The sequence below is a fragment of the Salegentibacter salarius genome, assembly GCF_900168265.1.
GTDB classification, from domain to species: domain Bacteria; phylum Bacteroidota; class Bacteroidia; order Flavobacteriales; family Flavobacteriaceae; genus Salegentibacter; species Salegentibacter salarius.
The window spans coordinates 1-13465 of the sequence record NZ_FVZF01000009.1 but is presented as its reverse complement, the minus strand read 5'-3'; the positions used below and the strand labels follow the sequence as shown (position 1 = coordinate 13465).

Sequence of the window (13465 nt, the reverse complement as noted above, 5' to 3'; positions counted from 1 at the left end):
ATCACCCATTTTTTAACACGCCAATATTTGATTATATTGAGACGATTTTAAACTAACCAACAAATGCTTGACTATCCGATTAAATTCAACCCCATTTTAAAGGAAAAGATCTGGGGTGGTGAAAAACTCAAAAATATTTTAAATAAGCAAACCAACCGTGACGACCTTGGCGAAAGCTGGGAAATTTCTGGTGTATCTGGAGATATTTCTGTAGTTGCCAATGGCGAATTTAAAGGTTTCTCTTTAAAAGATCTTTTGGAGGAATACAAAGATAGAATCTTAGGTAAAAAAATATATAAGGAGTTTGACGCCGATTTCCCTTTGCTTATTAAATTTATAGATGCCAATACAGAGCTTTCTGTGCAATTGCATCCTAATGATGAACTTGCACAGCAACGCCATAATTCCTTCGGAAAAACCGAAATGTGGTATATTATGCAGGCCGATAAGGGAGCGAAAATCAATATTGGCTTTAAGGAAAGCGTTTCAAAAGAAGATTATATTGCCAGATTAGAAGAAGGAAAAATTGTAGAGCTTCTTAATTTTGAAGAAGTAAAGAAGGGAGATAGTTTCTTTATAAATACCGGGAAAGTACACGCAATAGGAGCAGGGGTGCTTTTAGCTGAAATTCAGCAAACCTCAGATGTTACTTATAGAATTTACGACTGGGATCGTACCGATGATGACGGAAATTCCAGGGAACTCCACACCGCCTTAGCCATTGATGCTATAGATTTCGAAAAGAAAGATGATTTTAAACTGAACTACAAAAAGGAAGTAAATACCTCTTCTGAAGTTGCTAGTTGTAAATATTTCACCACCAATTATTTACCAGTAAAGGGTGAGATTGAGAAAGATTATAGCAGTTTAGATTCTTTTGTGATCTATATGTGTGTTGGTGGGGAAGGCCAGATTTCAGTAAATGGTAATTCAGAAAAGATTAAGCAGGGAGAAACGTTACTTATTCCTGCTGAAAATAAAAAAGTTCAACTTTCAGCTGAAAATTGTGAATTCCTGGAAGTTTATATTAAATAAAAAAAGGCTGTTTCAAAAACATTTAATATTCGTCAAGCTGAACTTGTTTCAGCTTCTAATATTATTAAAGATCTTAAAACCTAGATCCTGAAACAAATTCAGGATGACGATTCAATAAATTTTTCAAACAGCCTTTTTAAAGAAATCCTGCTATTTATTTTGCAGGATTTTTTCTATTTCATTCAATTCAGTTTTACTGAATTCAAGGTTTTCTAAAGTATGTATATTCTCTTCTAATTGGGAAACCTTACTCGCTCCAACCAATACCGAAGTCACTCGGTCATCTTTCAGCAACCAGGCCACAGCCATTTGTGCTAAGCTTTGGTTTCTGGATTGAGCGATCTCATTTAGTTTTTGCACTTTGGTCACTACATCAGGAGTGATTTGCGATTCATTTAAATAACTTCCCTGGGTTGCCGCACGACTATTTTTTGGAATTCCATTTAAATATTTATCGGTTAGAATTCCCTGTTCTAAAGGAGAGAACACTATGCTACCAATTCCTTCGCGTTCTAGGGTATTTAATAAACCACCTTCTACCCAACGATCCATCATATTATACCTGGGTTGGTGTATTAGAAAAGGAGTGTTTTGAGCTTTAAGGATTTTAGCCGCTTTAGCCGTATCTTCTGCAGAGTATTGAGAAATTCCCACATAAAGCGCTTTTCCCTGTCTTACAATTTGATCTAAAGCCCCCATTGTCTCTTCCAAAGGCGTTTCCGGGTCTGGGCGATGGTGATAAAATATATCTACATAATCTAATCCCATTCTTTGCAGCGATTGGTCTAAACTGGCAATAAGGTATTTCCTGGAGCCAAAATTGCCATAAGGCCCGGGCCACATATCCCAACCGGCTTTTGTAGAAATTATTAATTCATCGCGATATTGTTTAAAATCTTCAGCAAAGATCTTCCCGAAATTCTTTTCAGCAGAACCATAAGGTGGGCCATAATTATTGGCAAGATCAAAATGTGTGATGCCATTATTGAAAGCAGTTCTTAAAAGATTTCTGGCATTTTCAAAATCATCCTTATCGCCGAAATTATGCCATAATCCCAGGGATAGTAAAGGAAGTTTAATCCCGCTTTTTCCACAGCGGCGGTATTGCATTTTTTCGTAACGATCTCCTGAAGCTTTATAGTTACTCATAAAGTCTAATTCTATTTAGTATAATTGATTAGTGATTTAAAATTATTCAAGTTCCCTCACCCAAATATTTCTGAAACTCACAGGATTCCCGTGATCCTGGAAATGAATAGGAAGCTTCTCTTCATGTTTCGTGTAATTAGGAATACCTATATATTCCGTTGGGCCGCGTAGCTCATAATTATTTTGAACCACCACGCCGTTATGAAGTACGGTTAATTTAGCCGGACTTAACAACATTCCATCTTTATTGAACCTTGGAGCGGTGAAGATAATATCGTAAGTATTCCATTCGCCTGGAGCTTTTGTCGCATTTACTAAAGGCGGAGATTGTTTATAAATACTGGCAGCCTGCCCGTTGGTATAAGTATCGTTCTGGTAAGAATCCAGAATTTGCACTTCATATTTCCCCATAATTATCACCCCGCTGTTTCCGCGTCCCTGGCCGTCGCCCTTAATTTCTGATGGTGAGCGCCATTCTAAATGTAACTGTATATCCCCAAAATTCTCTTTGGTTAAAATACCGCCGGTTCCCGGATTTACCGTTAACACATCTCCTTCTATATTCCAGGTGGGTTCAGACCCATCTTTTTCATTTACAAAAGCCGAGAGATCTGAGCCGTCAAATAAGATTTTAGCATCAGACGGTGGTGTAGTGGTAGATTCACCTGCTTCAATTTTTTGAGGAACCGGTTCATAGAATTCGGTAGCTTCCGGTGGTAAATCGATATCTTTTTCCTGAGCAAACGCACTGATTGAAGCAAATACAAGTGTACTTGCCAATAAACCTGATTTTAATGATATTTTCATTTTAAAAATTTTAGTTGAAAAATTAGTTATAGTTTACGTGATCGTAGATTAGCTTAGAAACTTCCGCTAACATTTTGGTGCCGGCCTCCATATCTTTCATATTTTTTGAAAGCAGAACCAAAACGTATTTTTTGCCATCGGGTAATTCAATTAAAGCTGAATCGTGATGAACACCGGTTATCCAGCCGGTTTTATTAGCAATTTTTAAATTTTCGGGAAGTAAAGCAGGAATAAGATCGGTGTGTTTTTGTTGCTGTAAGATTTGGAGCATTTGCTTATCTGCTTCGGCATTTACTGCTTTTCCTTTGGCAAGAGCTTCAAAAATTAACATCAGATCATAAGCAGTAGTGGAGTTGCTCAAACCGGCTTCATAAGCTTTCATATCTTCAATACCACGAAGTACATTGATATCCATTGCGCCTATTTCGCGCATGGTTTGATTTACATTTTTAGCGTCAACCAGCTCAATAATAATATTGGTAGCCAGGTTGCTGCTGTAAATAATCATATCGGTTACCAGGTCTTCAATACTTCTTTTTTGACCTATTTGTTCGTAGAGATGTTCCCCGCTATCCCGACCAAGTTCCATTGAATAAGAACTTCCGTCTAAAATACTTTTAAATTCATTCTTGATTACCAGGGAATCCTGAAGCGAAAATTTTCCTTCGGAAGCTTGTTTAAAAACCTCGATCATTACCGGGGTTTTCATCGTACTTGCAGCGTGGAAATTTTTGTGAGCATTTATTAAAATACTATCTTTTTCTTCGGAAATATTTTTAAAAGCAATAGCGAAGTCTCCATGATTTTCTTCAAAAATAGAAGCTATTTTCTTCTGAAGTTCTTGTGTAGGAGTTTGTGCATTGGAAAGAAAACCAATAAGCATAAAAAAGACAGCAGGGAGAAACTTCATTTTATTCAGGATTTACTCGATAATCGAGATTTATTGCTCTTAGGCTTGCCGCGAAATCCAAAAAAAATTTCCATTTAATGGTTCCTTGGCTTGCCGCGAGGTGATTTAATCCCGAATTTAATGAAATTTCCCCAAACCAGCTTAAATACTGCCTAATGCTATTTCAACCATTCGGCTAAAACTTTGTTCCCTTTCTTTTGCAGGCAAATGCTCACCTGTAACCAGAGAATCTGAAACCGTAAGTACAGAAAGTGCCTGGACGTTATATTTGGCAGCAACCGTGTAGAGGCCTGCAGTTTCCATTTCTACACACAACACCCCATAATCGGCCCATTTTTTATAACTGAGATCGTTTTCTTCATAAAATATATCTGACGAAAGCACATTACCGGCTTCAAACGGAATATTGTTCTTTTGGGCAAATTTTACCGCATTCATAAACAATTCGAAATCTACGGTAGGAGCGAAGTCGGCGTGTTGAAATTTAGCTTTGTTAAAGCCTGAATTGGAAGAAGCAGCCATAGCCAGAACCACATCATTTACTTTTAAATCTTTTTGATAGGAACCCGCAGAGCCAACTCGAATAAGTTTTTTAGCTCCGTATTCTGTAATTAATTCTGTTGCATAAATCAATGCAGAAGGAATACCCATCCCGGTTGCCTGCACAGAAATCTTATTGCCTTTATATGTGCCGGTATAACCCAGCATTCCGCGAACTTCATTATAACAAACAGCATTTTCCAGGAAGTTCTCGGCAATCCATTTTGCTCTTAAGGGATCTCCCGGAAGTAAAACATTTTCTGCGATTTCACCTTTTTGTGCTTGTATATGTACACTCATACTAGTTTTCTTCTGATGTTACTAATTTTATACCCGAGGATGTTCCCAGTCTGGAAACTCCTAATTCTATATATTTGATAGCGGTTTCCCGATCTTTAATTCCGCCTGAAGCCTTAATTTGCATTTTATCTCCTGCAATTTTCTTCATTAGTTTTACATCTTCAAATGTAGCGCCACCAGTTCCAAAACCAGTAGAAGTTTTTACGAAATCGGCATTTGCATTTAATGCAGCTTTACAGGCTGCTTCTTTTTCAGCATCGGTTAAATAGCAGGTTTCAATAATTACCTTGAGAATTTTAGAACCTATAGCCTTTTTAATTTCAGCGATTTCATTTTCTATGTAATTGGCATCACCCCCTTTTAGCATTCCAATATTAATTACCATATCAATTTCATCAGCACCATTTACAATAGCGTCTTTGGCTTCAAAAACCTTAGCCTCTGTGGTCATGGCTCCTAATGGAAAACCTGTTACCGTTGCTAATTTTACATTAGAATCTTTTAAAACCGATTTAGCGTGCTTCAAATAAGAAGGAGGGATACAAACGGCAATAAATTGATGTGCTATTGCCTCCTTGCATAAGTTTTCAATATCTTCAGGGGTTGCCGTGGGTTTTAATAAGGTGTGATCTATAAATTGGTTGAGTTGCATCGTCTCTTTTTAGGATTTACAAATTTATAACTTTCTAACAGATGTAATTTATGATTGTTCTCAGTTTTCTAGATTAAAAATCTTAATGTTTTTAATTTATTTTTTAATTATAAAGGGTAAAAGGTTGAAAAATAACTATTTTATTTTGTAGTTTTCCAGAAATATTGCGAATTATTTACCTATTAGCTACTGAATGTATAAAAATTACTTTCTCTTTTTTTCGTTTTTTATAATTACACTTTCCACTTTCTCCCAGAATTATTCGGAAGAAAAAATCTTTTCCTGGTACGATCAAAATATTGGGATTGAGAATACTACGCTGTTTCAGGGAATTGAATACGTGGAAACCGATAGGATGATTAATGAAAAACATAAATTTTTTGAAACACAGGAGTTTCAGAAAGGAAGTGTTACCTATAACGGTCAAACTTTTTACGAAGTACCTTTAAAATATAACATCTACGACGATCTATTATTGGTTAATCTCGAGCAAGATCAAAGAAATTTTATTTTTCAGCTTATAGATAATCAGGTGAATCAATTCCAGATTGATGAAAATAAGTTTAGATATTTAAAGTCTAATAATAACTCAGATATCTTGGGTTTCTATGAAGTAATTAATGAAGAAGGAGCCTTTAAAATTTTTAAGAAACATCTTAGAAATAGAATGGAAATTAGGGATAGGAGTGTGGCGTATAGTGAATTTAGTCCTGCCGATCCCGATTATATTTTTCAGTTTAAAGATGAATTTTTCGAGCTGGATAACCGAAGAGATGTATATTCTAAATTTCCAGACCTAAAAAGTGAAATAAGAGGTTTTTATAGCAAATACAGGAAACAATCTCGGAATAATCCAGATCTTTTTATGAAAAACCTGGCCAATGAAATAAATAGCCTTATTCCTTCTGCTACAAATCAAATTCAAGAATGAGAAAATATTTACTCCTTTTTTTACTTATATACTTCCCTTTCACTTACGCACAAACAGTCGATCCAGAAATATCGATAAGTTTTGAGAATAAAGAAATGCCAGATATTTTAGCTGAAATTGAAGCGAAAACCGATTATCAATTCTTTTTTGATGAAGACTGGTTTGGCCTTGCTAAATTTTCTGGAGAATATTCGCAAACCAAAGTAACAGAACTATTAGAAGACTTATTGGAAGAAACCAATATTAATTACTTTGTAAAAGGACAGCGTATTATTCTAACTCGCGGTAGTATAATTTATGACCGGTTACCGGAAGGCTTTTTAGGAACCCGAGAAGAAACTGCAGTTGCAAAAGAAGAAAATCAAAGTGCTGATCCTGTTTTTTATAATGATAATGAGGAGCAGGCTGAAGTAGTGGAAACCGTTTTAATAGGAAAGGAAAATAGACAGTCTAACAGAAGTACTTATAAGCTTAGCGGCCGAGTGGTTTCAGAGAAAGGAGAACCTATCTCTGGATTAAATATTTTGATCCCTAATCAGGATAAAGGGACGGTTACAGATATTAATGGAAATTACGAAATTAGGCTTCCTAAAGGAATAAACATTTTTGAAACTCAGGCACTTGGAATCGATAAAGTTAAGAAGCGTCTCGTAGTTTACAACGACGGGGTTTTAAATCTACAACTGAAAGAAAGTTTTGAAGAATTGGGCGAAGTTTTGGTTGAAGCTAACGCAAGGGATAATGTTAGAACTGCCCTTACCGGGGTAGAAAGGATAAATGTAGCCGAAATTAAGAATATTCCACTCGTTTTGGGTGAGCGCGATATTTTAAAAGTAGCCACTACCTTACCGGGAATTTCTACGGCTGGAGAGGGCGCAAGCGGTTATAATGTAAGAGGTGGGAAAACCGACCAGAATTTAATTCTGCTCGATGAAGGAGTAATTTATAATCCTGCCCATTTCTTCGGAATATTTTCTGGGCTAAATCCTTTCACCACTGGAGATGTGAGTATTTATAAAGGAAGTATTCCAGCGGAATATGGAGGGAGATTATCTTCGGTTTTTGACCTTAATACCAAAACGGGAAATAAAGAAGAGTTTACCGGCGAAGTTTCTATAGGACCGGTTACCGGGAACCTTAGTCTGGAAATCCCAATTGTAGAAGGTAAATCGAGTTTAATTGTAGGTGGCCGCGGAACATATTCAGATTGGATTTTAAATCTTTTAGAAGATGAATCTTTAGAAGGTAGCCAGGCTTCGTTTTATGATGTTGTGGCCAAATACAACCATAAATTTGATAATAGTGACGAGTTAAATGTTAGCGGATATTATAGCAGTGATGTTTTTAGTATCACTTCAGACTCGTTATTTAGTTACACCAACAGGATGTTTTCGCTTTCTTACAATAAATATTTTAATGAAAAGCACCAGGGAGAGCTGGTACTAACCAATAGTAATTATGATTTCAATTTAGATTATGCTAGTGATTTCAATAATGATTTTGAATCGGGATACACCATCAATGAATCTGAAGTGAAATTAAAAATGAAATACTTTCATAGCAAGGCACATACTTTTAACTATGGAATAAGCGGAAAATATTATATGGTTTCTCCCGGCGAAATTAATCCCGGAAGTGCCGAATCTCTCATTGAACAAGTTAGTATACCCGAGGAAAGAGCTTTAGAAACCGCCATTTATATTGAAGATAGTTTTGAAGTAACCGAAAAACTATTAATTAATGCAGGTTTACGATATTCTTTTTACACCGCCTTTGGACCCGCTCAATTAAACACCTATGAAGAAGGTTTACCAAGAAACGACAATACCGCTACAGGTGTAGAAAACTATGATAGTGGGGAAGTGATAGAAACTTATGGCGGCCCCGAAGTTAGGGTTTCCGGTAGGTATTTTATAACACCAACATTTTCAACAAAAGTGAGTTATAACAATACTTACCAATACATTCATACCTTATCTAATAATACTACAGCCGCCCCAACCGATACTTATAAACTTTCAGATTCTTATATAAAACCGCAACGAGCCAATCAATTTGGTTTAGGATTCTTCAAGAATTTTGATGAAAATATTTACGAACTTAGTTTAGAAGGCTATTATAAAACCTCAGATAATCTCTTAGATTATAAGATTGGCGCCGATTTATTCTTAAATGAAAATATAGAAACCGAAGTTCTGCAGGGTGAAGGTGAAGCCTATGGGGTAGAATTCCTGGTTAGAAAAAATAAAGGAAGGTTAAATGGATATTTGGGCTATACCTATTCCAGGTCTTTTATAAAATTAGCAGGAGATTTCCAGGAAGAAACAGTAAATAACGGCGAATTTTTCCCTACAAATTTTGATAAACCACATGACTTTAGCGCGGTGCTAAATTATAAGCTTACGCAGCGTTTCAGCTTTTCAGCCAATTTTGTTTACCAAACGGGGAGACCGGTGACCTATCCAATTGGGAAATATAATTTTAATAATTCTGAGTATGTATTGTATAGTGACAGGAACCAATTTAGGATTCCAGACTATTACCGATTGGATTTGAGTTTTAATGTGGAAGGAAACCATAAGATTGAAAAATTTGCGCACAGCTTCTGGAATATTTCGGTCTATAATGTGCTGGGTAGAAACAATCCCTATTCAGTATTTTTTGTAACCGATAGTGGAGAAGTGAAGGCCTATCAAAGTTCAATTTTCTCTATTCCAATTCCTACAATCACCTATAATTTTAGATTTTAATAGTAATGAAATTGATTACGTTTATTCATAAATATAATAAGACCTTTTTTCTGTTAGCTATAGCAATGCTAATAGTTTCTTGTGTTGAAGAAATACCTATAGAATCTGAAGGCTTTGAGGAAGCAATTGTAATAGAGGGTACTATTACTAATGAACTCAGACAACATGAAATTAAATTATCGCGAGTGTATGCTATAGACTCTACTGGACCAAGTGCTTTATCTGGTGCTGATGTTAGAGTGATAGGAAACAGTGAGTTTGAATTCCAGGAAAGCGAACCTGGAATATATGTTTCTAAAGATAGCTTTGCGGCCTCTCCCGGAGTGGATTACGAGTTGAATATTTTAGTGAATGGTCAGGAATATAGATCACAAACAGCACAATTACCCGGAACAAGTAACATTGGTCAATTAGATGCTAATAGAGTTGATTACCAGGGAGAAGATGGCGTGGCTATAACCTTGAGCAATCAAACTTCTACAGGTGATGCTAATTACTACCGTTATGAGTTTACGGAGACTTTTAAATTTACATCTAATATGTTTAAAAGCACTGATATTATAATAGAAGATGGTCTGGCTAAATTAGTTCCAAAGCAAAAAGAAGAGTATACGTGCTATCAAACAAATAATTCTCAGGATATCATACTGGCGAATACCAATTCACTTTCGGAAGATAGCGTAAATGATTTGCTGATTAATTTTATAGATGCCGATCATCCTAAAATTTCAAATAGGTATAGTCTTTTAGTTAAGCAATATGTAATAAACAGGGAAGCTTATTCTTATTACCAGATTCTAGAGGAGCTTTCGGGTTCCGAAAACATTTTTTCTCAAAGTCAGCCTGGTTATTTTGAAGGAAATATCGAAAATATCAATAATCCTGAAGAAAAAGTGATTGGTTTTTTTAATGTTTCCTCTGTTAGTACCAAAAGAATCTATTTTAATTACCAAGATTTTTATAACCCCGACGGCATAAGACCAAAATTTGTATCTGATGCTTCTTGTGAAGTCACCTTTCCCACCATAGAAGTATTAAAAGAACAATTGGAAAATAATGGTGTTAGATGGTATGAAACCCCAATTCCTTTACCTTTAAATCAGGAGCGCCCGGTTTATGTTGTACCTAGACGTTGTGTAGATTGTACGGTCTTTGGCACCAATGAGAAACCAGAATTTTGGGAAGATTAATTAGAAAACAAGACAATGAATAAAAAGATTTTCATAGTATTTTTAGCTTGCCTGGGGCTTAACCTGGCTTATTCGCAAGGCAGCTCAAACATAGAATTACTTCAAAAAGAAATTCCTAAAGAACAGGTTTATCTTCATTTGAATAGTAGTTTATTATTTAGCGGGGAAAAATTACTTTACAAGTTTTATAGTATAAATGCCGAAACCCAAAAGCTTAGCAAACTAAGTAAAGTTGGCTGGGTAGTTTTAGTAAATTCAGATAAAGAAATTGTTTTTCAGCATAAATTAAATTTGGAGGAAGGTCAGTCATATTCCGATTTCTTTATTCCTTCCGACTTAAGGTCGGGAGCATATAAAATCCTGGGCTATACTTCCTGGATGCTAAATGAAGAAAATTATTTTGAACAGGATATTCAAATTTTAAACCCCTATCAAAAGAATAATGAAGGCCTTATACTCCAGGAAAACCCTGAATCTACTTCAGAAAAAAACACGAAAGAAGCAGCAGCTGATCTGGAATTAAAATTGAATAAGACATCCTTTTCAACCCGGGAAGAAGTAGTCTTAGATTTGGAGCACACAACAGAAATATTGGGTGATTTTTCGATATCTGTAAGGCGAATAGATAGTTTTAGTAAACCTACGCTGCTTAAAAGCACTAATTTTAATAAGCTTTACCGGAATAAAAACTGGAATTTATCAGACAACTTTACCCTGCCAGAAATAAGAGGTTCTCTTATTAAAGGAAGAATAAGCGCAAATGATAATTCGGGATTAAAATCTAAGAATTTAATAGTTTCCTTTCCTGGTGAAGAAAGTCAGGTAAAAATTGTTTCTATAGACGATAAAGGGGAGTTTAGTTTTATAATAAATAATGAGCTGACGGTTGATGAGTTGTTGTTGCAACTAACAGACTATAATCAAAATGATTATAAGGTTGAATTATTTACAACTGCTCAACCAGATTTTTCTTCGTTAAACTTTGAAAAACCAATAGTTCAAATAGGTTTTAAAGATTATATTCTGGAGAAAAGTATAAATAATCAAATTGAAAATGCATACTCTGCCACCAAAGCAGACCGAACAGTCTTCCCGAAGGATGAGGGGTATTTCTTTGGCCAGGAGCTTCTTAAATTCAATTTAGATGATTATACAAGGTTTCCCGAGGTTACCCAGACTTTTGTGGAGATCATAGAATTTGGAAGAGTTAGAAGAAATCAAGATGGAACTCATAGTATTATGGTTAGAAACCAAAATATTAATGGTGAATTTACGCTACCTGCCTTGTTGATTGTAGATGGGGTAGTGGTGCAAAATCATGATAAACTGGTTTCTTTTGATGCGGAAAAGATTGAAAGTATTGGTATTCTTCGAAGCAAGTACTTCTTTGGTCCTGCAATTTATCAGGGCGTGGTAATGGTAGAAACTAAAGATGGAGATTTCCCGGAAGTATTTAGAGAAAATTATATTAAATCTAAACTTGTGGCTAAAGCACAAATACCCAAGAAGTATTATAGCCCAAATTATAAGAATGAAGAGTTGAATAGAATCCCTGATTATAGAACGCAGCTCTGGTGGAACCCTAATATAGATTCTGGAGATTCGGCTAACGGGATTAGTTTTTATACCTCAGATCTTAAAGGAAAGTTTGAAATTAACCTTCAGGGGTTTACTGAACAAGGTCAACCGGTATCGATAATAAAAACTTTTAAAGTAGAATAGGTCTAAATACCAATGCAATGTTTTTCGTATCTTATTGTATGAAATCTCTCAACGATTTTAGGAAGTTTATTTGTAGTTAAAAAATCTAGAACAGGAAGTTATAGGCAATCATAAAGAGTCATATCCAACCAACCAAACTTAAATTATCAATTTTAATGATTTTAATTCGGAAATATAAGAAGCTTTTCATTCTAATCGGTTTCGTGATGATTATGGCGTCTTGCGTAGAGGAAATTGCTTTAAATTCAGAAGACTTTGAAGAAGCCATTGTGATTGAAGGTTTGGTAACTAATGAGTTGAAAAAACACGAGATTAAAATATCACAAACCTTTGCCATAGATTCTACCGGTCCTAAGCCGGTGTCAGGGGCAGATATTAGGGTAACAGGAGAGGAAGAGCATATTTTTCAGGAATTAGAACCTGGCCGCTATATTTCTCTAGATAGTTTCGCTGCCCGCCCGGGAATTAATTACCAGCTTAGCATTTTGGTGAATGGTAACGAATATATTTCTGAACCAACACAATTATCGGGAAGCAGTAGCATTGGTGAATTGGAAGCCAATAGAATAAATTACCGCGGTGAAGATGGAGTTGCTATTACCTTAAATAATCAAACTTCTGCAGGCGGGGCTAATTATTATAATACGAATATGTAGAAACTTTAAATTCAATTCAAATTATGATAAAATAAAAGATTTGATTCTCGTTGATGGCATCCCGGTAGAAGTACCGAAACAGAAGGAAGAATATACTTGTTATCAAACCAATGTTTCGCAGAAAATTATACTAGCCAATACTAATTCACTCTCAGATGATAGTGTAAACGACTTGTTGATTAACTTTATAGACTCTAAAGATCCCAGTCTTTCTAATAGGTACAGCCTTTTAATAAAGCAATATGTAATAGGCAGGGATGCCTATAATTATTATAAAATTTTAGAAGAGCTTTCAGGATCTGAAAACATTTTTTCTCAAACTCAACCAGGATTTTTAGAAGGAAATATTACAAATATTAATAATCCAAATGAAAAAACAATTGGTTTTTTTAATGTTTCCTCAGTTACTACAAAGAGAATTTATTTTAATTATGGAGATTTCTATAATCCTGAGGGCATTAGACCTCGATTTGTACCCTTCGCCCTTTGCGAAGAAACGTTACCCAGTATCGATAATTTAATAAAACTATTAGAAAGAAATGCGGTAAGATGGTCTTCAACGAGCCATGGTGGTCTTTTACTGGTGAGGCCAGCGCGCTGTGTAGATTGTACATTTTTTGGAACTAATGAAAAGCCTGATTTTTGGGAAGATTAATTTCAAACTAAAAAACTATAAAAATTAATTTTCCTCTTTATTATGCGGATAATCTTCATACCAATCATCAAAGGTGATCATCCCCCAAAAATTAGGACAGTAAGTTAAGTTCAAAAATAACCTTAATTTTACTGTATTATGACACGAAGAAAATTCACATCCAAGTTT

12 protein-coding genes are annotated in these 13465 nt (G+C 35.3%); 7 read left to right on the top strand and 5 right to left on the bottom strand.

All coding sequences use genetic code 11. From position 1 onward, the window contains the following. Nucleotides 1-63: 63 nt before the first annotated feature. Nucleotides 64-1035, top strand: coding sequence for a type I phosphomannose isomerase catalytic subunit (locus B5440_RS06735; RefSeq protein ID WP_070055526.1), 972 nt, complete (start codon nucleotides 64-66; stop codon nucleotides 1033-1035). A 150-nt stretch (nucleotides 1036-1185) separates the two neighbouring features. Here B5440_RS06735 and mgrA read toward each other — a convergent pair whose 3' ends face one another. The 5 genes from mgrA to deoC all read right to left on the bottom strand — a co-directional run bounded on the left by mgrA (nucleotide 1186) and on the right by deoC (nucleotide 5393). Continuing rightward, nucleotides 1186-2184 carry an L-glyceraldehyde 3-phosphate reductase gene (mgrA, locus tag B5440_RS06730; protein ID WP_070055527.1) on the bottom strand — a complete coding sequence of 333 codons (999 nt, stop codon included), beginning with the start codon at nucleotides 2182-2184 and terminating at the stop codon, nucleotides 1186-1188. Nucleotides 2185-2226: 42 nt separating this feature from the next. Next, nucleotides 2227-2991, bottom strand: a complete 765-nt coding sequence (locus B5440_RS06725; protein ID WP_070055528.1) for a 3-keto-disaccharide hydrolase — start codon at nucleotides 2989-2991, stop codon at nucleotides 2227-2229. Nucleotides 2992-3013: 22 nt separating this feature from the next. Then, entirely contained in the window at nucleotides 3014-3901 is an 888-nt protein-coding gene (locus B5440_RS06720) for a serine hydrolase (RefSeq protein ID WP_070055529.1), read from the bottom strand. A 141-nt stretch (nucleotides 3902-4042) separates the two neighbouring features. Then, nucleotides 4043-4741: a purine-nucleoside phosphorylase gene (deoD, locus tag B5440_RS06715; RefSeq protein ID WP_070055530.1), complete on the bottom strand. Its 699-nt coding sequence runs from the start codon at nucleotides 4739-4741 to the stop codon at nucleotides 4043-4045. Between the two features lies 1 nt (nucleotide 4742). Next, nucleotides 4743-5393, bottom strand: coding sequence for a deoxyribose-phosphate aldolase (gene deoC, locus B5440_RS06710; RefSeq protein WP_070055531.1), 651 nt, complete (start codon nucleotides 5391-5393; stop codon nucleotides 4743-4745). Between the two features lie 193 nt (nucleotides 5394-5586). Here deoC and B5440_RS06705 point away from each other — a divergent pair, with 193 nt between their 5' ends. The 6 genes from B5440_RS06705 (at nucleotide 5587) to B5440_RS15795 (ending at nucleotide 13297) form a co-directional block, all read left to right on the top strand. Further along, entirely contained in the window at nucleotides 5587-6324 is a 738-nt protein-coding gene (locus B5440_RS06705; protein WP_070055532.1) for a hypothetical protein, read from the top strand. Continuing rightward, the gene (locus tag B5440_RS06700; RefSeq protein ID WP_070055533.1) at nucleotides 6321-9074 is read left to right on the top strand and encodes a TonB-dependent receptor; all 2754 of its coding nucleotides are present in this window, start codon (nucleotides 6321-6323) and stop codon (nucleotides 9072-9074) included. The genes B5440_RS06705 and B5440_RS06700 overlap by 4 nt, the downstream gene beginning before the upstream one ends. A gap of 5 nt (nucleotides 9075-9079) precedes the next feature. Then, entirely contained in the window at nucleotides 9080-10264 is a 1185-nt protein-coding gene (locus B5440_RS06695; RefSeq protein ID WP_070055534.1) for a DUF4249 domain-containing protein, read from the top strand. A gap of 15 nt (nucleotides 10265-10279) precedes the next feature. Further along, complete coding sequence (locus tag B5440_RS06690; protein WP_070055535.1) at nucleotides 10280-11986, top strand: hypothetical protein; 1707 nt, start codon at nucleotides 10280-10282, stop codon at nucleotides 11984-11986. A gap of 155 nt (nucleotides 11987-12141) precedes the next feature. Beyond that, complete coding sequence (locus B5440_RS15800) at nucleotides 12142-12642, top strand: DUF4249 family protein (RefSeq protein ID WP_079711095.1); 501 nt, start codon at nucleotides 12142-12144, stop codon at nucleotides 12640-12642. Nucleotides 12643-12682: 40 nt separating this feature from the next. Then, entirely contained in the window at nucleotides 12683-13297 is a 615-nt protein-coding gene (locus B5440_RS15795) for a DUF4249 family protein (protein WP_070055537.1), read from the top strand. Nucleotides 13298-13465 lie beyond the last annotated feature (168 nt).

Bases quoted from the DNA above. Each gene is read 5' to 3' on its own strand.
- mgrA (WP_070055527.1), bottom strand. From the start codon at position 2,184: ATGAGTAACTATAAAGCTTCAGGAGATCGTTACGAAAAAATGCAATAC.
- B5440_RS06725 (WP_070055528.1), bottom strand. From the start codon at position 2,991: ATGAAAATATCATTAAAATCAGGTTTATTGGCAAGTACACTTGTATTT.
- B5440_RS06720 (WP_070055529.1), bottom strand. From the start codon at position 3,901: ATGAAGTTTCTCCCTGCTGTCTTTTTTATGCTTATTGGTTTTCTTTCC.
- B5440_RS06705 (WP_070055532.1), top strand. From the start codon at position 5,587: ATGTATAAAAATTACTTTCTCTTTTTTTCGTTTTTTATAATTACACTT.
- deoD (WP_070055530.1), bottom strand. From the start codon at position 4,741: ATGAGTGTACATATACAAGCACAAAAAGGTGAAATCGCAGAAAATGTT.
- B5440_RS06700 (WP_070055533.1), top strand. From the start codon at position 6,321: ATGAGAAAATATTTACTCCTTTTTTTACTTATATACTTCCCTTTCACT.
- B5440_RS15800 (WP_079711095.1), top strand. From the start codon at position 12,142: ATGATTTTAATTCGGAAATATAAGAAGCTTTTCATTCTAATCGGTTTC.
- B5440_RS06690 (WP_070055535.1), top strand. From the start codon at position 10,280: ATGAATAAAAAGATTTTCATAGTATTTTTAGCTTGCCTGGGGCTTAAC.
- deoC (WP_070055531.1), bottom strand. From the start codon at position 5,393: ATGCAACTCAACCAATTTATAGATCACACCTTATTAAAACCCACGGCA.
- B5440_RS06735 (WP_070055526.1), top strand. From the start codon at position 64: ATGCTTGACTATCCGATTAAATTCAACCCCATTTTAAAGGAAAAGATC.
- B5440_RS06695 (WP_070055534.1), top strand. From the start codon at position 9,080: ATGAAATTGATTACGTTTATTCATAAATATAATAAGACCTTTTTTCTG.